A 21,682-nucleotide genomic window follows, 5' to 3' on the forward strand; every position below is an offset into this window, starting at 1 on the left:
CCTTGAGCTGATATTGTATACGATAACGGCTTCCTTTATACTCATCCCCCCATGGATAGCTCGAACAATCGATCGTTTTTCTGCAGTACTGTGAAGCTTGCGTTTATGCAAAATTGAACTGTACTTGTCCAACCACATCCCAAGGGTTTCTCCGGTCATTTTATAAGTCTTTATCAGATCCCTCCGGGGCGTCCCTTCTTCGGCCAGCTTAACAACATGAGCGATCAATCGCTTGTCAAACTTCTGATTTTTACTCGTTCTTTCTGAGTAGAACAACTCTTCTTCTCTTTCCATACACTGTTTTATAGTGTATAGCTTTTTCAGGAATGGACAATAGAGTGCCTGGCTTGCCCGGTTGGGCAGAAATAAAAAAAAGGCTGATCGTTGTGATCAGCCTTTTTTAAGGAGCCTTCTATCGGGATCGAACCAATGACCTACTGATTACAAGTCAGTTGCTCTACCAGCTGAGCTAAGAAGGCCTGATTAGCTTTCGCTAAGCGTTTGCAATTATAGAGGAAAACTGGCTGAATCCAAAATAATTCGGTCCTTAAAATGGTTTGCTACTTATATCTCCCTGTTTCTGAGGAAGAAAAAATACAATTTATTTATGTAGTTGTTTGTCAACTGCTGCGTTAATAACGTCCTGAATCCGGGAGCGGATGCCCATTTTAACCAATTTGTCAGTCACCGCAGGGTTAACCCTGTTTGAAAGGAAGATATAGACCAGGCCACGTGCAGGGTCTACCCAGACGGCTGTTCCGGTGTAGCCGGTATGTCCATAGGTTTGGGGCGAAGCCGTAGCGGACGGATATTTTTTCGTAAGATCGGGATCCCAGCGGTCGAATCCCAGGCCGCGCCTGCTAACATTGGATTGCCGGCTTGTGAAGGTTTCAACAGTCTGTGGCTGGAAATACCTCAGACCGCCATAAGTTCCTTTGTTAAGCATCATCTGATAAAGAATAGCAAGATCATTGGTACTGGCAAATAAGCCTGCATGTCCTGACACGCCACCGACCAGCGCAGCACCCTGATCATGTACATAACCTACGAGTAATGTATTCCTGAAATAAGTATCGTTTTCAGTTGGAATGATCCGGTTCCTGTCAAAGCGGTTCCTCGGTAGAAAGCCGGCTGTCTGCATGCCGAGCGGGAGATAGAAGTTTTCCTGTGCATACACATTTAACTGTTCGCCGCTCAGATGTTCGGCGATGTCTTTCATCACATACATGCTGATGTCACTGTATACATATTTTCCAGGAGTGCGTATCGGCGCATTCAACATTCTGGGCCACATGACATCTCTGAAGTAATCTTTCCGGATATAATAACCATCGGCAACTTTAGTTGGGAATGCAGCGGAAGAGTCACTGCTGTGATCAGCTGGCTTCACCGCATCCTGGAAAGCAATATATGGGATGAACCCGGCCTGGTGAAGCATCACGTCCCGGACTCTGATATTATTCATAGGTGTTTTCCGGGCCAGTGCGATATATGCGCCGATATTGGTATCCAGATTTAGCTTTTTTTCTTCAACCAGACGCATGACCATAGGTGTTGTCGCACTGATTTTGGTAATTGAAGCCACGTCAAAGATATCACCCACCTGTTCAGGGGGGCCATCGTAGGTATGCTGACCATAAGCTTTATTAAAAATAACCTTTCCATCTTTAGCGACTAGTACAACCATGCCCGGAGCAGCCCTTGCCCGGATAGCCTCAGCAGTGATCTGGTCAATTTCCAGCAAATCCTCTGCATTAACGCCGGCGTCTTCCGGTAATGTATATTTAAGCCTTGTGGCGGTGGTGCTAAAACCGGAGCCTGCAGTATAGCGGGCAGAATAAGTCTGACTAAGTTTGCCGGTGGCGGGAATACCTCCAAAGATCAGCTGAGGAACCAGTGCCGCCGACGCAGCGGTATAGTCCGGACAATAGATCAGCGGAGCATTCAGCTGGTCATAACTATTGAGTACTGCAGCGTCTCCATAAAGGTTAAGAACTACCAGTTTTGTTTTTGCCATGGCAAAGATGAAATTGCGATAGATCAGTTGACTGCCGAGCCTGGAGTCTACCGAAATAATAACCGTATTGTAATATTTCAGGTCGTCTTCCAGTTGGAGTAACGCTTGTTCAGTTGCTGCTGGTGAAAGATGGAAAGGAGTTACTTTTGCATATTTATTCAGCAGACTATCTGCAACGAGCTCGAAATTATACCCCAGACTTACCGCGGCAATGTTTTTCTGATCAAGGCCCTGAATTGGGATTTGTCCGGTTTGATTGTTCAGCAGGACAGTCTGATGGAGAATGTTGTAATCATTCTTCAGTAGATCGTCGTTTCTTTGATGCTGCTGCTGTGCACAGGCACTTAAAGAAATAATAGCGCCAAGGCATATTGCAAGGCTTCGGATCATATTGGTTTTGAACATAAAGGGCTAACGTAAATCTGAACTCTAAATATATAAAATGCTTAAATGCGTTTTCATTAAATGGTATTTAATCGGAAAAGATTTATGTGTAAGGCTTATTTTAGTTAAATTAGCAACCTTTAGGATAGAAATAAATGTCAGATATAATACAACTTTTACCCGAGAGTGTTGCGAACCAGATTGCTGCCGGAGAGGTGGTCCAAAGGCCCGCATCGGCAGTAAAAGAGTTGATGGAAAATGCAATTGATGCGGGGGCAAATAAGATTCAGCTGATCCTCAAGGATGCGGGTAAAGGCCTGATCCAGGTTATCGACAATGGATGTGGTATGAGCGTTAAAGATGCGAGAAAATGCTTTGAACGTCATGCTACCTCTAAAGTGCGTAAAGCCGAAGATCTTTTTGCTATCCGGACAATGGGTTTCAGAGGAGAAGCTATGGCTTCCATTGCTGCAATTTCACAGGTGGAACTTAAAACCAGGCGTCATGAAGATGAACTGGGTACACTGGTTTGTGTAGAAGGTTCAACCTTCATTAGTCAGGAACCCGTAGCTGCAGTAGCTGGTACCAGTATTTGCGTTAAAAATCTTTTTTTCAATACGCCGGCCAGAAGAAATTTTCTGAAAAGTAATCCGGCAGAGATGCGTCATATTGTTGATGAATTTCAGCGCATCACGCTGGCAAATCCGGCAATTTCCTTCAGTCTTAATCATGACGGTCTGGAAGTATACCGTTTACCTGCTTCTTCGCTTAAACAAAGGATTGTTCATTTGTTCGGTAATAATTACAACGAAAGACTAATTCCTGTTGAGGAAGAAACGACTATAATTAACCTGAAAGGGTTTATTGGTAAGCCTCAGTTTGCCAAGAAGACCAGGGGTGAGCAGTTTTTCTTTGTGAATAACCGTTACATTAAGGATTCCTACCTTAACCATGCACTTAATAAAGCTTATGAAGATTTGCTGGCAGAAGATAATTTTCCGCTTTACGTGCTTTTTATAGATATAGATCCTGCCAAGATAGACGTAAATGTACATCCGACGAAAACAGAAATTAAGTATCTCGACGAAAAATCTATCTATGCAATTATACATTCGGCAGTAAAACGGTCATTGGGCAGGTTCAATATCAGTCCTACCATAGACTTTGATCAGGAATCTGCTTTCAGTGGGATGATCAGTCCAAAATCTCTGGATGAAATTGTTCCGCCAAGTATTAGCTTTAATCCTGATTTTAATCCTTTTGCGAATGACAGTGCTCCTGTAGAAAAAAGCAGCGTCGGATCTTATCAGGGTGGGGGCAGACAGCAACAGCAAACCAAGAACTGGGGTTCGCTGTATGAGATTTCGGAAAGTCAGCCGGCTGAACAGGTTAAAATGGAGTTGCCGGGTAATGGTCCGGAGGCACAATATGCACCAGTACAGAAACAGCTGATGCAGCTTCATAACAAATATATTATTTCCCAGATCAAATCTGGTTTGATGCTGATTGACCAGCAGGCTGCACACGAAAGAATCTTGTATGAACGTTTTAGTATTAATCTCGAAGACAGAAAAGGAGCTTCTCAACAAAGTCTTTTTCCACAAACAGTTACACTGAGTCCGAATGACTACGAATTGGCAAAGAGCTTGCTGGACGATATTAAGAGTCTTGGGTTTGAAGTCCGCGAATTTGGAAAAAACACATTGGTTATTGAAGGGATTCCTGTAGATCTGGGTAGTAATCAAGTAAACGAGACTCAGTTATTTGAACACCTTATAGAAGGGTTCAAGAATTCTCAGCAGGATCTTAAGCTCGGTAAAAGAGATGCCCTGGCCAGAAGTATGGCTAGAAACAGTGCTATTAAGAGCGGTACTGTTTTGGGACAGGAAGAAATGAATATGTTGATTGAGCAACTTTTCGCTTGTAAAGCTCCTAATTTCAGTATTAGTGGAAAGCCTGTAATTCAGACTATGACCATGAATGAAGTAGATAAGAAATTTGATAAATAATTTGCATGAACAATATTCATATACCACCGGTTGTCAAAAACCTGCTCATTATAAACGCGCTGTTTTTTGCAGCCACCTATGTTTTCCAGTCCAAAGGTATCGACCTCGCGTTTTATCTGGGTGCGTTTTATTTCGATTCACCACTATTTAAAATATGGCAGCCAATCTCTTACATGTTTATGCATGGCGGTTTTACACATATCCTTTTTAATATGTTCGCCTTGTTTTCGTTCGGATCCGTTCTGGAAAGCAGGTGGGGTGCAAAAAGGTTCATTAATTTTTATCTGATTACCGGTTTAGGTGCTCTTGCGTTGCAGTGGGGCGTACAAGCGTTTGAAGTTTATCAGATGACTGGTTCGGCAATCAATCCGGGGGCTGTCACTATTGATATTGCGAGGGGCATGGCGTCTCTTAACATTAGCGGACTGAGTCAGGAAAGCGGACAAACATTGCTAGGTATCTATTCAGGTCCGATGGTTGGTGCGTCAGGTGCCATATTTGGTCTTCTGGTTGCCTTCGGTATGTTGTATCCAAATGCGGAAATGTATATTATGTTTATTCCGGTTCCGGTTAAAGCAAAATATATTATTCCGGTTTATATACTTATTGAACTCAGTCTAGGCGTTGCAAGTTTCCAGGGAGACTCTGTTGCACACTATGCACACCTGGGTGGTGCAATTCTGGGCTTTATACTAGTTAAACTCTGGAAAGACAAAAATACATTCTACGATTATCATGAGTAAAAAGAAAGCACTAGAGGAAGTCACTTATAAAGTATTCCGTTCCGGAAACCCCGTATATTTATATATTGGATTAATTACAATCGTGTTTGTAGCCATGGCATTATTTGGCACAACCTTTTTTCTCGCAGGCAATACGGGCATCCGGTTTATTGATTATGTAAGGCCATATGTTGCTTTCCCGGCTGACTGGCAACAATTGCCAACACGTTTTTATACCCTGCTGACCTATCAGTTTTTTCATAAAGATATCTTTCAGGCACTTTTCAACTGTTTATGGTTGTTCTGGTTAGGTAAAATCTTCATGGATTTCCTTAAACCCCGACAGTTTCATTTTGTTTATCTGACAGGTGGAATAGTAGGGGCACTCTTTTTCGCAATCGCTTATCATGTTTTTCCGGTATTTTCAGACAGTGTTTATACGGCAACACTGATCGGTGCATCTGCATCTGTAATGGCTATCGCTGTTGCGACGATCACATTGGTTCCTGATTATACGATAAGCCTTTTGTTTATCGGAAGGATCAAACTGATTTACCTGGTTCTTGCTTATATTGCAATTGACCTGATCGGAATGGCTTCGATGAATGCGGCGGATAGTTTTGCCCATCTTGGCGGCGCGCTGACAGGTTTTACTTATATTAAACTTCTAAGGAGCGGAAAAGACTGGAGTAACTGGTTCAAACCTAAACCAAAACTTAAAGTCGTAAAAAACGAAACAAGTACGAAGAAAAATAAACAGCAGAAAGACCAGGCGAACCAGGCTGCGGTAGATGCAATTCTGGATAAGGTCTCTAAATCTGGATATGATAAGCTGACTACAGCAGAAAAAGCGATTTTATTCAGGGCAAGTAAAGAATAATTATCCGGCAGGGGAATTAAAATGAGAAGAAATAAAGGATCATATCTGGGCTTTGTATATCTGGTTATTGCTGTAATAGCTGCTCTAGGTTTGCTATTTGGTATTTTGGCTGGTTATACCGATCCCCGCCAGGTAAAATGGTTCGCTTTCTTCGGATTGGCATATCCCTTCTTTTTGCTGCTCAATGTGATCATGATCTTTATATGGATCAGTAGAAAAAAACTAATCTACCCTGTGTTAACTGTGCTGTTGATCCTTAGTGGCTGGCATACGCTGATTGCAACTGTGGGCTTTACCGGAAACACCGGCGACGGGCCGAAAAAAGAAGGTCTGGTTAGGATGATGACCTATAACGTGCATAGCTTTAAACCTTACGGGGAGAGTAATAACGAATTGATCAAAGAAAAAATGCTGAATGTCGTAAGGGAACAGGATCCGGATATTTTATGTTTTCAGGAATATTACACAAGGAACAAAGGCACTTTTGCAATTACCGACAGCCTGAAACAAATGCTCAAAACCCATTCTTATTATTTCGTTCCGACTTCATCTAATGATTACGAGGCTACCGGACTGGCAATATTTTCCAAATTCCCGATAAAAGATAAAGGAAGCATTTTGTTTAGTACCAATCACAACGGAAATGCCAGTATCTATGTCGATCTTAAAATAAACGAAAAGCTTTTCAGGGTCTATAATGTTCATTTGCAATCTATCGCATTTGATAAACAGGATTATACTTATCTCGACCAGGTTAAAACAAAAATGGAACCCGAGATCACTCCCGCGAAGCGGATCGCCTATATGCTTAAGACTGCATTTCTAAAAAGAAGTGCACAAGTTGATATCATGAAGGCTCACATGTCTACCTGCAAAACACCTTACCTGATCGCTGGTGATTTTAACGATACTCCGGCTTCTTATGCAGTGACCCAAATGACAAAATCATTAAAAAATACTTTTATAGAGCAGGGTACCGGGCTTGGAAGAACTTATAACGGAAAATTCCCTAACTTCCAAATAGATTATATAGCGGTTACGCCTGCAGTCAGTGTGATGAACTATCATATTATCAATGCGAAGCTCTCAGATCATTTCCCTGTAAGAAGTGACCTGAAAATTGATTAAGTCAATTTAAATCTACAAGATCATACCTATAAATTTTTAACTTTGCGGGGCGCTTCAGGGCTATCTGAATGCTGTTTTTTGCAGATTGTATCAAAGAATAGATTTTTGCAGGGCCCTTTTAATTAAATGCACATAAAAAATGGACAAAGGCTTACAATTATATAACACCCTAACCCGTAAAAAGGAGAATTTTGAACCTGTAAATGCACCTCATGTGGGGATGTATGTCTGCGGGCCTACAGTTTACAGTGATGTCCATCTGGGAAACTGCCGTACTTTTATTTCCTTCGATCTAATTTTCAGATACCTTAAATACCTGGGCTATAAAGTCCGCTACGTACGTAATATTACCGATGCAGGTCACCTTGAAGGTGATCGTGATGAGGGAGATGATAAATTTGCAAAGCGTGCTAAGCTGGAGCAGCTGGAACCAATGGAAATCGTGCAGAAATATACACTTGGATTTCACGATGTCCTGAGGATGTTCAATACACTTCCTCCAAGCATAGAGCCTACTGCAACCGGACACATCCTGGAGCAGATCGAAATGATCAAGGAAATTATTGCGAACGGTTATGCCTATGAAATTAATGGTACTGTTTATTTTGATGTAGAAAAATATAGTGAAACATACAATTACACAGTTTTAACCAATAGAAATCTCGAAGATATGCTGGCCAATACCAGAGAACTGGGTGGGCAGGACGAGAAGCGGGGACGTTTAGATTTTGCTTTATGGATTAAAGCAAAGCCCGAAACGCTAATGCGCTGGCCTTCTCCATGGGGAGTAGGTTTTCCAGGCTGGCATATTGAATGTTCTGCCATGAGTGCTAAGTATCTTGGCGAACAGTTCGACATTCATGGCGGGGGAATGGATCTTGCTGCAACTCATCATACAAATGAAATTGCGCAGTCAGAGGCATGCTACCATCAACAGCCGGCCAAATACTGGATGCATACGAATATGTTAACCGTTAACGGAACCAGAATGTCCAAGTCGGCAGGAAATGGATTTCTTCCCCTCGAATTATTTAAGGGAGCGCATCCATTATTACGTAAAGGATATAGTCCGATGACCGTAAAATTCTTTATGTTGCAGGCGCATTACAGAAGTACACTAGATTTTTCAAATGATGCACTGGAGGCATCGGAGAAAGGTTTTAGAAGATTAATGAACGCGTTGAACCTGTTGGATAAACTGGAGCCTTCAGCAGATGGCGAAATCGACGTGGCAGGATTAAAATCCCGCTGCATTCAGGCGATGAGTGACGATTTTAACAGTCCGGTGGTTATTGCTGAGTTATTTGAAGCAGCAAGACTCATTAATACTGTTTATGATGGAAAAGCTAAGATTTCTGCGGAACAATTGATAGCTTTAAAACAGTTGATGCAAGAGTTTGTCTACGATATCTTTGGTCTAAAAGACGAAGAAAGTTCTAATTTAGAGCTGAATGCCGTTTTAGATATGGTTATTGATATCCGTAAGAATGCAAAAGAGAATAAAGATTATGCTACCTCGGATAAAATAAGAATAGGATTGCAGGAGATGGGCATCCAGTTAAAAGACAGCAAAGAAGGTACGACCTGGAATAAACTATAAATATTAATTAAATATATCCCTATCAATATGATGAACAGAATGATCTGTACCCTGATGGCTGCCGGCCTGTCTCTGTCTGCTTTTGCACAGAAATCTGATGGCACGACAAAATCTCTGGCTAAAGCTGGAGAAGACTTTGCTGCAGATGCAGCGAAAGATGGCGTTAAATCTGCCTTTATTTCACATAGTGCCTCAAATGCACTGGTGTTCAGGCCAAATCCGGTGAATGCAAAAACATATTATTCGACACAATCAAATGAAAAAAATCTAAGCCGGAATGTGGATTATGCCAGGGTTTCCAGAAGCGGAGACTGGGGTTTTTCAAGCGGGGGGTACACAAAAGACGGAGCTGAGAAAACTTATGGTCAGTACCTGACTATTTGGAAGGCAGTGGCGAACCGTTGGGAAGTACTGATGGATATGGAGACCACGCATAATAAACCTCTTAAAGTAGCTAAAGCTGAGTTTGTAGAGCCTAAGGATTATTTTAAACCGAAATATGGCGATGAAAAACAAATTTCTGCTGGAAGAGAAATTATCAATACCACTGAAAAAACTTTAAATGCGACTTTGAAATCGTATGGTGTAGCTGCTTTTGGTGGTTTTCTGGCCAAAGAGGCTAGAGTTTCATTTCCTGGTTATGAGCCGGTAATTGGTAAAGACAAAATTGTTGCTTTTTATAACAGCTTTGTAGATAAGATGAACCTGAAGACTACTGTTGCTAATAAAGCACCGGGTGGTGATCTGGCTTATACCTATGGCCTGGCTACTATTGATTATCGTACAGACCTGAGAGAAAGCTTCAACTATATTTTTGTTTATGAGCGTCAGGCAGATCATAACTGGTACTTGGTAGAACAAATCTTTACGCCTGCTGAACGTTAAGCTATTTAAGTTCTAAATATAGAGAGGGTTTCTTTTGCTTCAAGGCAGGAGAAACCCTTTTTTTTGTTAGCTTACCCATCTCAAATTATAATTTACCCGAAACAGCTTTTTTGCTGAAGATATTAATTGATATGAAAAGACATCTAATCTGGATATTACTGTTTGTTGCAGGGCAGAACCTTCAAGCGCAGCAGTTTGAAAAACAAGGGCATCGTGGCGCCCGGGGGCTCATGCCGGAAAATACGATTGGTGCAATGCTCCGTGCACTGGATCTGGGAGCGAATACATTGGGTATGAATGTCGTTATCTCTAAAGATAAGCAGGTACTACTTTCCCATGAACCTTATTTTAACTTCGAAATTAGTCTTACGCCTGCGGGTAAGGATATTACGCTGAAAGATCAGCAGAAGTTTAATATCTATAAAATGGATTATGAGGAAGTCAGGAAATTTGATGTGGGCAGTAAAGTGCACAAAAGGTTTCCCGGACAGCAGAAGTATCACGCCTACAAACCGTTATTGGAAGAAGTGATAGATTCGGTTGAAGCCTATGTTAAAAAGAACCGGTTACCGAAACCGGATTATGCCATTGAGATAAAAACTATCCGTAACGGTGACCTCGTATTCCATCCTGAGCCTGCCGAGTTTGCAGCATTGGTTATGGACGTGGTAGAATCACGTAAAATGGCTAAACGAGTGATTATACAGGCGTTTGATGTACGTTCACTTCAATATGTACATGAGCATTATCCGAAGCAGAGAACAGCATTGATGATCGACGAGAAAGTTGATTTTGAAAAGAATATCAGTGATCTGGGTTTCAATCCAGATTATTATAGTCCGTATGCAGTGCTGGTAGGTAAGGGATTGGTAGACCGCTGCCATGAAAAGGGTATTAAAATAGTGCCCTGGACAGTAAATAGCCCTAAAGACATGAATTATATGATCGGACTCGGAGTTGATGGAATCATCACAGACTTTCCCAACATTTTTCAGAAAATGGAACTACCCGCTGAAAAGGAAAAGCCGGCCCGTCGGCGCAAAAAATAAAAAGATAATTCCGGGATCAACTATCCGTATAACAAAAAAGGTGCAATTTAGAAATTGCACCTTTTTTGTTATACGGATAGTTATTATTCAGCCGACTTCTTTTCCATTGGTTTGGTCCAGATTTTAAGTTCATCACATCCCAAATAATCTTCGTCAATTCTGATGTAAGTATTTTTTCTGCGCTGCTCGAACCATTCACTCATAACACGGTCCGATTTCTGTTGTTGTGCCTTCTCTTTGAACTTTGTGTAATCTTGTTCTAAATTCCCTTTGTGTGGTGGAATTTTGGATTTAAGGAACACAATTTTATAACCTTCTTTACCATCCTGACCAGTGAAAGTAACCGGTCTGGATATTTCACCAACTTTCATTGTATCTACAACAAGGAATGTTTTAGGATCGAGTTTGTCAGCAGGTATAAATGTCGTTCTGGCTGTTACGTTGTCAGCAAAGAGAATCATACCACCATTATATTTAGATTCTTTGTCTGTAGAGTACAATGATGCAGCAGCAGAGAATGATAGTTTTTTATCAATCAGGGTATTGTAAACACTGTCCGCGTGTAGTTTTACGCGCTTTAAACTTTCAGGAGTAGTCTGCGGGCGAATCAGGATGTGTCGGGCATGAACCTGCTCACCACGTCTTTCTATAACCTGCAGTACGTGATAGCCAAATTCAGTTTCAAATACCGGGGAAAGATCTCCTGGTTTTAATTTGAATGCATATGCAGTGAATTCTTTAGCCATCATCGTACGGTCAAAGAAACCAAGGTCTCCACCTTCGGCAGCAGAACCCGGATCTTCGGAGTAAGTTTTAGCCAGGAAGCCAAAATCTTCTCCACTCTTAACACGTAGCCTGATAGCATCCAACTTGTCATAATAACGTTGTTTCTCAATTTTCGTGAGTTCAGGATGTAATACAATTTCACCAACCTCATACTCAGCAGGGATATCTGGTAAACTGTCTTTTTTATAAGAATCGTAATATTTTTTAACTTCGATAGGAGTAATACTCACTTTTTCCGTGATAGTACCCTGCATTTTGTTTGCCTGCAACTGGTCACGGATGTCAGGTCTCAGCTCGTCTTTATATTGCAGAACGGAGCGGTTAAGAAACTCTTCCAGTTTATCCTGACCACCGGCGCGCTGAATCTGATAACGCATTCTTCTGTCCAGTTCGTCATCGACCTGCTTATCATCGACCATTACCGAATCGATTTCAGCCTGCTGTTTTAACAGGTGCTGTACCAGCATTTGCTGTAAAATATAACATTTAACTTTTTCATCCACCGGATTACCTGAGTTCAGGTACATCACATATTGCTGATTGAGTTCCGACAATAAGATTACATCACTTCCCAGTACGGCAACTACCTTATCAACGCTTTTGGATTGTGGTTTTATCTGAGCCTGTGCGTTAAAAAACAAGAAGAGTAATCCACTTGCTAACCATAAAACTTTCTTCATTATACTTTATTCAATTATATTTTATTTGCAAATCTACTATTATTCAATGATTTGTCAGCTGTTTATCTGACCAGCGAACCCAGTAGGTGCTGGTTAATACTAACCTGGTACCTGGTACGCAGGGAGTTGATCCACTCGCACTCCAGTTCATGCTGATAATCTTCCATGACTTCATCTCTCACTTCTTCAAACGGTCTGTCTTGATAAGAACGCTGATGATCCGTATAAAAACTCAGGATACCGCTTTCAGCATGGTTTGCAGCTTCCCATATTTTTTGTTGCGTTATGCTATAAAAAAGCAGTGCATCTTTCAATTCATTCATCAGCATCTTTTCATTTTCCTGACCGGGCTTCATTTTTAATTGTTGTTGCAAAGCCGCTTGATAAGAGCCTGTTTCAGCCAGAAAAGAGCTGTCCTGATCCATCTTGGCTGCAATTGCATCCTGTACTTTCAGTTTGAAGTCTATATAAATATTTAGAAAAGAGATAAGGTCATCCAGATTTGGCGTCGTTTTATCTGGTCTGTGTCGCTGATAAACCCAGTTAAATTCTTTCAGGCTCAGCTCTTTGCCATTAATCACAGCAACGCTTTGCGCCTGGGAGCCTAAATACAAAAAACAAAATAGGAACAAACTGCCGGCTTTCTTCACAAAGGTTAAATAGGTATTTTGAGGTATAAAAGTAACAAATTAAGGCGCTATAATAAGATATTTAACTAATTTTAACACAAAATTTAATTCTCAAAACAAACGTTCATGGGTCAGCAACTTATCCAAGATGATGCGGCACTCCGTATGTTCTTTACGGAAGAAATTTACCTGCAGCAGGAACAGGAGCCAGTTGTAATACAAGCCCCGGCTATATTGCCTGTCTCAGTTCCTGAAATCAGTTATAAATTTCTGGGGAAAAATCAGCGGCAGATTCTGATCCTGGTACAGGATGACAACGAAGAAGTCAGCTCTGTTGAAGGAAGGGAATTGCTCCGGAACATTGTGAAAGCAATTCAGCTTACAGCAAATGATTTTGCGCTGTTGAATTATTCCCTCTGCGCGACAAGCAGACATGAAGAGCTTTTCACTTATTTCAAACCCAGGATTGTACTAAGCTTTGGGGTAAGTACCTCAATGCTGGGACTGCCGGAGAAAAATAGTAATGAACTGGTTTTTCATGAACAGATTCAAATGATCTTTTCCGCCAACCTGCATCTATTAGCGGCCGATCTGAATGGTAAGAAAGCACTTTGGGGAAGTCTGAAGAAATTAGAATTATGAGTAAAAAATTAGTCTTCGCTACACAGAATAAACATAAAACTCAAGAGGTAAGCGCAATTTTAAATGGTACTTATGAAGTGCTTAATCTACTGGATATTGGCTGTGATACCGATATCCCTGAGACTGCTGACAGCTTTGCGGGTAATGCATCACTGAAAAGTAAATATGTTGCACAGAATTTTGGCCTGGATTGTTTTGCTGATGACAGCGGATTAGAGGTTAAAGCATTGAATGATGAGCCTGGGATTTACTCCGCACGCTATGCAGGCGGCGGCGGTGACCGGGCCAACCTTGAACTTGTACTGAAAAAGATGGAGGGAACTGCAGACAGACGTGCACGTTTTGTGACGGTTATTTCGCTGCTTATCAATGGAAAGGAACACTTTTTTGAAGGCAGGGTCAACGGTACACTAAGAGAAAAACCTTCCGGTGAGGCTGGGTTTGGCTATGACCCGATTTTCCAGCCAGACGGATATTCCGTTACTTTTGCTGAAATGAGCGGCGAAGAAAAAAACGCAATCAGTCACCGCGGTCTGGCTATGAAGCAACTGATTGCTTTTCTGAAGGCAGAAACTATTTAAGTTTTTTAAGCACACTGTCCGCGACCGGTTTAACCAGAGGAGCTGCAATGTCTGCTGCTTTTTTAATTTCGTCTGTTTTTTTAAGCAGGCTGTCTGTGACAGGTTTGACTACTGGAAGGAGTGTTACTGCAGCCTTCTTCACAGCATTCGCCGAAGGAACTTGTTTCGGTTGCAATTGTTTAAGTCCTGTTTCTTTGGCCTTTATTGCGCCTGGTAAACCTTTCGTTTTGCTCTTCGCTGCAGGTTTTGGTTTGGCTGGTGGCTTAAAGTTTACAATATCCTTTTTTGAACGTGGTCTAAGCTCCGGTTTCCAGATAAATCCGGTTAAGATGACATCTTCTTTCAGGTCTTCAACTGGTGTTGTCGCACCTTCTACATCTTTGATTGGAACGACATCCTGAATCTCACTGTCTCTGAAAATTACTTTAATCCTGCTGCTGATAGTCTGGTTCATCTTATCATATTTCTTTCCATCGTCTGTCTTGGTGAAATAAACACTTTCTGCATTTCCATCGACATACATGCTGTTCAGTTTACCGTCTTTGAAAAATCCGGTAATCAGCTTACCTTTTACCTGATTGAATTTTGCAGTATCAGGTTCTACGTTTACAGCAAAAGCATTCTGCAATATCTGTATGGAATTGATTTTTTTGTTTCGCAACTGAACATAAATTGTATCACCGGTCTGTTGTGAACTTTGCGACCAGATTATCGGATTTTTATACCAGCGTAAGGTAGAATCTGCTGCGGTATAGAAAAGGGAATCTGCTTTAGCCTGCATATTTGATTTATAGACCCGCACATTATGGAAGGCCTTAATTGCCCGAGTCCGCATTGTGTCCATTGGATTAACAGGCAAGCTGTCCTTTATGCCCGGTTTCTTTTTGGCCAGATTAATTGGCGGAAGCAGTTGTTTAACCGGTTTAATTACAGTAGTATCTATATGCTGCGGCGTAATTTTCTTCAAGCTATCTGTCGGGACATCTTTTTCTTTAGGCTTAGTTTCCTCTTCAGGTTTTTTCAGCACAGCACTTTCTTTGCCTGTTCTTCCTGCATATTTTTCTGCATCTGAGTTCTCCTGCTGGCGAACCAGACTGGCTTTGCCTTCCCGGTTTTCTTCTCCCAGTTCGTTATCTTTTTTAATAACGGGGCCATCAAGTAACCGCAGAGATTTCTGCAGGACCATTTGTGTCTCCAGCGTATCTGCGCCAAGCCATAAACTATCAGGTTGTTTAATGTTATCTACGAGTACCGAGTCATTGGTGCCCATTCCCAGGTAGGCATTTTTAGTTACAACAGTACGCTGGTCATTCTTGTAATAGTAGCCCAGCTGGCCGCGGAGCATCATATGATCGGTGGTGTCCTGAAAGACGATATTACGGACTGCTTTACCGTATCCTGCCTTGCCATCATAATATAAACTGTCTCCTTTTAGCGAGCGGCTTCCAGATGTATAGAGGTTCTTCTTTCCGAAATAGGCATAGGTTGTGTTGGTATTATATGCACCGTTTTCTGTATAGAGGTTTCCACCGTCTTTTTCTTTGATATTGGTTGGGCCATAGAAATAGGTCCAGTTGGTTAGTGTATTATACCGTAAGGTATCAGATTTAATGACACTCTGGTCGGTAACTACCACAGCATTATATCTAAAATAAGCATCTCTTGAGTTTGCAAAATAGAATCCGTTCTTACTGGTTATGGTCGCATCTTTGGTTACAATTTTACCACCATTAACATAGGTGCCCACTTTGGAAACCATATCATAATCCAGAACATTGGTGGTTAGCACAGAAGTCTTATCTACCATGCGTACCCTTTCGGTCAGATGGGCGATTTTAGCATTGCCATCATAATTCAGCTTATCTGAATAAATGTTTATGGTATCGGCTTGATTGATATGCACATTGTCATAAGCCTCGAAATAGTTTTTTGAGGTATAGAAAACAGCGCTATCGCAAGTGAGGATAGCGTTTTCATGCTTAAATACCGGCTTGCGCAGGTAAGTAACGTCAGTTTTAGTAATAATGCGGCTTCTTTCTGAGCTTTGCAGAATAATTTTCGTTCTTTGCTGTGCAGATTGCGCAGCAGTTGATGTCTGTGCGGAAAGTGCAACAGGTAATAGCAGGCATACTGATATGCAGAACAGAAGTCTGAACAGTATGCTTTGTCTGCTTTGAAAGGCGATATAGCCTGGTACAGAATTTAATTTACCGGGGGTGTGTAATTTTTGCACTTTACAAAGTTATGTTTTTGCCAGGCAATTTTAGGGGTTCGTATACATATTGTTAATTTTGAAAGATGTTACCACTACATAGTTTTACTGAATTTATCAGGCAGCAGGAGTTATTTGAAGCAGGCGAACGGATTTTGCTGGCGGTTAGTGGTGGGAAAGATTCAGTACTGATGACCCGGTTTTTTCGCGCAGCTGGTTTTCAGTTTGGCATTGCTCACTGTAATTTTGGCCTGCGTGGCACCGAGTCTGTCCGTGATGAAGAATTTGTGAGGGCACTGGCAAGTGAGCTGGAGGTTCCTTTTTATGTGACGCATTTCAAGACTAAAAGCTTCGCTTCTTCCAAAAGGATTTCGACTCAAATGGCTGCCAGAGAATTGCGCTATGCCTGGTTTGACCAAATCAGACAGGAGGAAAATTATGCCAAGATCGCTCTCGCACAGCACCAGGATGACGCAATTGAGACGGTTTTGCTTAATCTGGTCCGTGGAACGGGTATTGCAGGTCTGCACGGGATACAGGCAAAAAGAGATTTTCTGATCCGTCCCCTGCTTTATTTAAACAGGGAGATGGTAGATTCATTGATCAGGTCCAACGAGATAGCCTTCGTAGAGGATAGTTCAAATTCCAGTACAGTCTATGCCAGAAACAAGATCCGGCTGGAAGTTATTCCCAGACTGAAAGAGATTAATCCCGGACTTGAATACACCTTTATGCAGAATATAGAAAGGTTTGCGGAAACCGAGATATTGGTGCAACAGGCTATCAGTAGCGCTGCTGCAGGATTGATCAGGGAAGAAAATGGTGTATTGAAACTGAGTATTGCAGCTGTGGGATCTCTGCATCCGGCGAGGTTATTGCTCGGCGGCGCTTTAAAAACATATAATTTCTCGGAAACAGTGGTGTCAGACCTGCTGAATTCATTATCCGGACAGAGCGGAAAGTCTTTTTACAGTGATACACACCGCATAACGATTGATCGTGATGATCTCCTTTTACTTCCGCTGGACCAGAATGTTATTCAGCCAGTCTCCGTGCATCCAGATGATAGTCTCATCAGTTTACCTGGTCAAAAAATCGGCATCAGGCAAAGTGAGGACATTCGCTTTGAAAGAAACCAGCAGATCGCCTATATAGATGCGGCTAAGCTTATTTACCCGCTGGTTATCCGGCAGTGGGAAGAAGGGGACCGTTTTATGCCTTTGGGGATGCGACAGTTTAAAAAAATAAGCGACTTTTTTATTGACCAGAAAGTGCCACTGCCATTGAAATCGCAAATTCCGGTATTGCTTAATGGCAATGGCGAAGTAATCTGGATAGCAGGAATGCGTCAGGACAATCGCTACAAAGTGACCTCATCCACAAAAAAAGTCGTTATATTCGAACAGAAAATAAAATAGATGAGCAATAAGTACGCATTTCTGGAGAAACAATATATAGGACGTGACTACATTAGAATTTGTATCCGGCTGTTAATGGCATCTTTCTGTTTTGGTGCTTATGTTTATGAAAGAGACCGGGATAATACGCAGGACCTGTTTCTGGTTGTCGGTTTCGGAATTATAGGTATTTCCATCATCTTATTATTTCTTATCCAGTACAAGACTATTATTCATAACAAGAGCCTGGTGATAGACGGTCTCTGGACGGCAAAAAAGGTGAAGATCGATTTAAATAGTATTGTCGCTGTAAGAAAAGATACTTACAGTAATTACCTGTTTAATAATCCGGTGTATAATCTGCATAGAAAAGGAAGTATTCGTTTCTATTCATCTGGTAAAGACGCAGTTGTACTCACAGATAGAGACGGGCTCGAATATTATATAGGCACACAGCGCCCCAATGAAATGTATCTGGTGATTCAAGCTGAAATGAATTTGCCGAAGGGTAAATAAATTGCAATAGTTTAACATAAAGCTCAAATTTAGTACTGTACTTTGCAGCCATAGATTTTGACTCAAAATTCTTAATTTCTAAATTTGATGAAGATAGGTATTGTTTGTTATCCTACTTTTGGTGGGAGTGGGGTAGTCGCCACTGAATTGGGAAAGGCACTGGCAGGAGAGGGCCATCAGGTTCACTTTATTACCTACAGCCAACCCGCAAGACTTGATTTTTTCTCTTCCAATCTTTATTATCACGAAGTGTCCGTCAGGGATTATCCATTATTTGATTATGCACCTTATGAATCGGCCTTAGCCAGTAAACTGGTTGACGTGGTCCGCTTTGAACAACTCGATATCCTGCATGTACATTATGCCATCCCTCATGCTTCTGCGGCGTTTATGGCGAAGCAGATTCTGGAGACTTACGGCATAAATATTCCGGTAGTGACAACGCTTCACGGAACGGACATTACACTGGTTGGTAAAGATCCAACCTATAAACCGGTTGTTACGTTTTCGATTAACAAATCTGATGGTGTAACCACGGTATCGGAAAATCTTCGCGAAGACACGATGAAACATTTTGATATCCAGAACGAGATTCGCGTTATTCCGAACTTTATAGATTTTACACGTTTCAGTTCCCGCCCGAAGGAACATTTTAAGAAAGCTATTGCTCCAGGAAATGAACGAATCCTTATCCATACGTCTAATTTCAGGAAAGTAAAGCGTACAGCAGATGTAATTAAAATGTTCCGGTTGATTCTGGATAAGATTCCATCCAAACTGCTGATGGTAGGAGATGGGCCCGACCGTGCAAATAATGAGATGTTATGCAGGGACCTGGGAATATGTGACCATGTTAGGTTTTTAGGTAAGCAGGATGCCATTGAAGAAATCCTTTCTGTATCAGATTTATTTTTGATGCCTTCAGAAACAGAAAGTTTCGGGCTGGCTGCCCTGGAAGCGATGGCTTGCCGTGTCCCTATTATCACGTCCAATGCGGGAGGTTTACCGGAACTGAACATCGATGGTTTCTGTGGATATATGAGTGATGTTGGTGATGTTGAAGACATGGCAGCAAAAGCAATTCAGATTCTTCAGGATGATGTGATTCTGGAACAATTTAAAACCAATGCTTTTACAAGGGCTCAGGATTTCGATCTGAAAAAGATTCTTCCAGTATATATAGATTATTATACGGAGGTAATAGCTAGCAAAAATGTAATTGCCTAAACTTAATAAGGCGGCTTTGGTAAAAAAAGGAAGACCTTCTCTGGTTAAGAGAAGGTCTTCCTTTTTTTTATTCCTTTTATAAATATTATTTCTTTGGTACGAAGACTATTGAAACGGGAGCGCCAACTTCGATTCGTTTACCACTGTCCTTTAATGACCCGTTGAGCGAATTACGACTGAAGATCACAATTTCATCTGTATACTGATGACCAACCAGCAGCCATTTCCCACTCGGATCAATGACGAATGCACGCGGGCCTTTGCCAAGAGTAGGTGTAATTGTTTTATAAGTAAGCTTACCGTCTTTACCTACTGCGAAGGTTGTAATTGCATTAGCAGTACCACGATTGCTTGAATAAAGGAATTTTCCATCGGACGAGATCTGAATGTCAGCAGCACCAGTCTCACCTTTAAAGTCTGGCGCAAGCATTGAGATTTCCTGAATCTTTTTCAGTTGTCCGTCGTTATAATCAAATACAGTGACATCGCCGGACATTTCGTGTACCAGATATGCGTTTTTACCCGAGGGACTAAATACTATATGCCTTGGTCCGCTACCTGGCTTAACGGACAAACTATCTTTTAAAACAAGAATGTCCTGTTGGGATTCCTGGTTATATTGATATAAGAAAACCATATCCATACCCAGGTCATTGACAACTACGTACTTTCCGTCTGGTGTAAACCGGACCATGTGTACATGGGCGCTTTCCTGTCTTGCTTTATCGGGTCCTGACCCAGTATGTTGGATTATCTGTTTTGCGGGGCTAAGACTGCCATCTGCCTGCCTGCCGAACACTGAGATTGTGCCACCGGAATAATTAGCGGAAATCACATTATATTCATCCGCAATCAGATAGCAGGGATCTGCTCCTTTAGCGTCTTGTTTGTTCAGGAAATTTAGTTTACCTCCAGACTGATCAAAACTAAATGCGCTGATTGTACTTTTGTCAGCATCTTCATTTACTGCATAAACGAACTCCCTGTCTTTGCTTACCGCGAGATAACTTGGATTGATGATATTTTTAGCTACACTTACCAGATGGGTTCCGGCTGTTTTACTCTGGTAATTATAGATATAGATACCTTCGCTTTTGCCAGGAGCAGTATAAGTGCCTACAAGTAGCTGGTAGTCTCCCGAACTTTGGGCATGCACACTGAAAATAGACATCGTGGCTATAGCCATAGCATAAATTTTTTTCATATTATATTGATGTTAACGACGACAATATAATCGTTTTTTCCGGCCATTAAAAAAGGGATGCTCTTAATGAACATCCCTACTTTGTGTCGTCTATTGAATCAGATGTTTGATCTGAATCAATTCGTGCTCTTCCAGATATCTCCATCTTCCTCTTGGTAAATCTTTCTTGGTCAGATTGCCATAAACAACCCTGTCCAGTTTGACTACCTCGTAGCCCAGATGTTCGAAAATTCTTCTTACGATCCTGTTTTTACCACTGTGAATTTGAATACCTACTTCTTTTTTAGAACCACCTGCTACATAAGAAACTGTATCTGGTTTGATTATTCCATCTTCAAGCTCCAAACCAAACTGGATTTTATTCAGGTCTCCCTGGCTAAGGCTCTTGCTCAATTCTACATGATAGATCTTAGTGATGCCGTTTCTCGGATGAGATAGTTTATCAGCAAGGTCGCCATCATTGGTCATTAATAATAATCCGGTTGTATTACGGTCGAGGCGGCCTACAGGATAAATCCTTTCGCGGCTGGCTTTCTCTACCAGGGACATCACAGTTTTGCGTTCCTGAGGATCGTCTGTAGTTGTGATATAATCTTTAGGTTTGTTTAGTACAACGTAGATCTTTTTCTCTCTTTTCAGCAGCTCGCCATTGTAACGAACTTCATCTTTCCCAGGATCCACTTTATGTCCAAGCTCCGAAACAGGAACACCGTTTACCGAGACTACACCTGCTGCAATCAATTCATCTGCCTTACGGCGGGAACAGATTCCTGAATTTGCGATGTAACGGTTAAGACGAATTTTACCGTCGTCAACTCCTATACTTTCTTTCCTTGCACGCATAACGGGTGCAGCTTTAGAAAAGTCTTTCGAATATGGTTTCGCGCCATCTTCTCTTTTACGGAATGGGCGGCTGTCAGTGCTTCTGGAAGCACCTTGTTTTTTATCATCGTAGTTTCTGAATGGTCTTTCTCCATCAGTCGCATAATTGTCTTTCTTAATATAGCTGCGGTTTTCATTCCGTGGCATTTCTTTAGAAGACCCTTCTTTTACTGCACGGGGTCTGAAAGATTTGCTGTCACCATCTCTTGACGGTCTGCCTTTGAAGTCACCTTCTGGTCTTGGTCTGAAAGA

Annotated in this window: 19 protein-coding genes and 1 tRNA gene; 12 read left to right on the forward strand and 8 right to left on the reverse strand. The window is 41.6% G+C overall.

Annotation, left to right across the window (positions count from 1 at the left end):
- From BM192_RS20260 to BM192_RS20270, 3 genes are all read right to left on the reverse strand, one after another.
- A partial coding sequence (locus tag BM192_RS20260; protein WP_139218471.1) for a hypothetical protein occupies positions 1 to 294 on the reverse strand: 294 nt, incomplete at its 3' end.
- A gap of 112 nt (positions 295 to 406) precedes the next feature.
- Positions 407 to 479: transfer RNA gene (locus tag BM192_RS20265), tRNA-Thr, on the reverse strand.
- 122 nt (positions 480 to 601) lie between these two features.
- Complete coding sequence (locus tag BM192_RS20270; protein WP_037443178.1) at positions 602 to 2,422, reverse strand: serine hydrolase domain-containing protein; 1,821 nt, start codon at positions 2,420 to 2,422, stop codon at positions 602 to 604.
- A 134-nt stretch (positions 2,423 to 2,556) separates the two neighbouring features.
- Here BM192_RS20270 and mutL point away from each other — a divergent pair, with 134 nt between their 5' ends.
- The 7 genes from mutL to BM192_RS20305 all read left to right on the forward strand — a co-directional run bounded on the left by mutL (position 2,557) and on the right by BM192_RS20305 (position 10,674).
- Positions 2,557 to 4,410, forward strand: a complete 1,854-nt coding sequence (gene mutL / locus BM192_RS20275; RefSeq protein WP_037443176.1) for a DNA mismatch repair endonuclease MutL — start codon at positions 2,557 to 2,559, stop codon at positions 4,408 to 4,410.
- A 5-nt stretch (positions 4,411 to 4,415) separates the two neighbouring features.
- On the forward strand, positions 4,416 to 5,153 hold the full coding sequence (locus BM192_RS20280) for a rhomboid family intramembrane serine protease (protein ID WP_037443175.1): 738 nt from the start codon (positions 4,416 to 4,418) through the stop codon (positions 5,151 to 5,153).
- Complete coding sequence (locus tag BM192_RS20285; protein ID WP_037443173.1) at positions 5,146 to 6,012, forward strand: rhomboid family intramembrane serine protease; 867 nt, start codon at positions 5,146 to 5,148, stop codon at positions 6,010 to 6,012. Before BM192_RS20280 ends, BM192_RS20285 begins: the two co-directional genes overlap by 8 nt.
- Before the next feature lie 21 nt (positions 6,013 to 6,033).
- Positions 6,034 to 7,140, forward strand: coding sequence for an endonuclease/exonuclease/phosphatase family protein (locus BM192_RS20290; RefSeq protein ID WP_074588961.1), 1,107 nt, complete (start codon positions 6,034 to 6,036; stop codon positions 7,138 to 7,140).
- A 139-nt stretch (positions 7,141 to 7,279) separates the two neighbouring features.
- A complete protein-coding gene (gene cysS / locus BM192_RS20295; RefSeq protein ID WP_037443171.1) occupies positions 7,280 to 8,740 on the forward strand; it encodes a cysteine--tRNA ligase in 1,461 nt (486 codons plus the stop codon).
- A 27-nt stretch (positions 8,741 to 8,767) separates the two neighbouring features.
- Positions 8,768 to 9,625 (forward strand): nuclear transport factor 2 family protein, encoded by an 858-nt coding sequence (locus BM192_RS20300; RefSeq protein WP_037443169.1) that lies wholly within the window; start codon positions 8,768 to 8,770, stop codon positions 9,623 to 9,625.
- Between the two features lie 131 nt (positions 9,626 to 9,756).
- Entirely contained in the window at positions 9,757 to 10,674 is a 918-nt protein-coding gene (locus tag BM192_RS20305; RefSeq protein WP_051760127.1) for a glycerophosphodiester phosphodiesterase family protein, read from the forward strand.
- Between the two features lie 83 nt (positions 10,675 to 10,757).
- Here the strand turns inward: BM192_RS20305 and BM192_RS20310 are convergent, their stop codons facing one another.
- Both BM192_RS20310 and BM192_RS20315 read right to left on the reverse strand, forming a co-directional pair.
- A complete protein-coding gene (locus tag BM192_RS20310; protein ID WP_051759868.1) occupies positions 10,758 to 12,140 on the reverse strand; it encodes a peptidylprolyl isomerase in 1,383 nt (460 codons plus the stop codon).
- Positions 12,141 to 12,202: 62 nt separating this feature from the next.
- Entirely contained in the window at positions 12,203 to 12,754 is a 552-nt protein-coding gene (locus BM192_RS20315; RefSeq protein ID WP_083401147.1) for a hypothetical protein, read from the reverse strand.
- Positions 12,755 to 12,895: 141 nt separating this feature from the next.
- Here BM192_RS20315 and BM192_RS20320 point away from each other — a divergent pair, with 141 nt between their 5' ends.
- Positions 12,896 to 13,411 (forward strand): hypothetical protein, encoded by a 516-nt coding sequence (locus tag BM192_RS20320; RefSeq protein ID WP_037440723.1) that lies wholly within the window; start codon positions 12,896 to 12,898, stop codon positions 13,409 to 13,411.
- Positions 13,408 to 13,992, forward strand: a complete 585-nt coding sequence (gene rdgB, locus BM192_RS20325) for an RdgB/HAM1 family non-canonical purine NTP pyrophosphatase (RefSeq protein WP_037440721.1) — start codon at positions 13,408 to 13,410, stop codon at positions 13,990 to 13,992. Before BM192_RS20320 ends, rdgB begins: the two co-directional genes overlap by 4 nt.
- On the opposite strand, the gene BM192_RS20330 is transcribed toward rdgB, so the two are convergent.
- Entirely contained in the window at positions 13,985 to 16,225 is a 2,241-nt protein-coding gene (locus BM192_RS20330) for an OstA-like protein (RefSeq protein ID WP_234797597.1), read from the reverse strand. The genes rdgB and BM192_RS20330 overlap by 8 nt on opposite strands.
- Positions 16,226 to 16,290: 65 nt before the next feature.
- On the opposite strand from BM192_RS20330, the gene tilS reads away from it, so the two are divergent.
- The 3 genes from tilS (at position 16,291) to bshA (ending at position 19,344) form a co-directional block, all read left to right on the forward strand.
- Positions 16,291 to 17,622 carry a tRNA lysidine(34) synthetase TilS gene (gene tilS / locus BM192_RS20335; RefSeq protein WP_037440718.1) on the forward strand — a complete coding sequence of 444 codons (1,332 nt, stop codon included), beginning with the start codon at positions 16,291 to 16,293 and terminating at the stop codon, positions 17,620 to 17,622.
- Positions 17,623 to 18,117, forward strand: a complete 495-nt coding sequence (locus tag BM192_RS20340) for a hypothetical protein (protein ID WP_037440715.1) — start codon at positions 17,623 to 17,625, stop codon at positions 18,115 to 18,117.
- 87 nt (positions 18,118 to 18,204) lie between these two features.
- Positions 18,205 to 19,344 carry an N-acetyl-alpha-D-glucosaminyl L-malate synthase BshA gene (gene bshA, locus BM192_RS20345; RefSeq protein WP_037440713.1) on the forward strand — a complete coding sequence of 380 codons (1,140 nt, stop codon included), beginning with the start codon at positions 18,205 to 18,207 and terminating at the stop codon, positions 19,342 to 19,344.
- Between the two features lie 85 nt (positions 19,345 to 19,429).
- Here the strand turns inward: bshA and BM192_RS20350 are convergent, their stop codons facing one another.
- The gene (locus BM192_RS20350; RefSeq protein ID WP_037440711.1) at positions 19,430 to 20,548 is read right to left on the reverse strand and encodes a lactonase family protein; all 1,119 of its coding nucleotides are present in this window, start codon (positions 20,546 to 20,548) and stop codon (positions 19,430 to 19,432) included.
- 90 nt (positions 20,549 to 20,638) lie between these two features.
- The coding region (locus BM192_RS20355; RefSeq protein WP_074964122.1) for a pseudouridine synthase at positions 20,639 to 21,682 on the reverse strand (1,044 nt) is incomplete at its 5' end.

It is taken from the genome of Pedobacter antarcticus (assembly GCF_900112985.1).
Taxonomy (GTDB): domain Bacteria; phylum Bacteroidota; class Bacteroidia; order Sphingobacteriales; family Sphingobacteriaceae; genus Pedobacter; species Pedobacter antarcticus.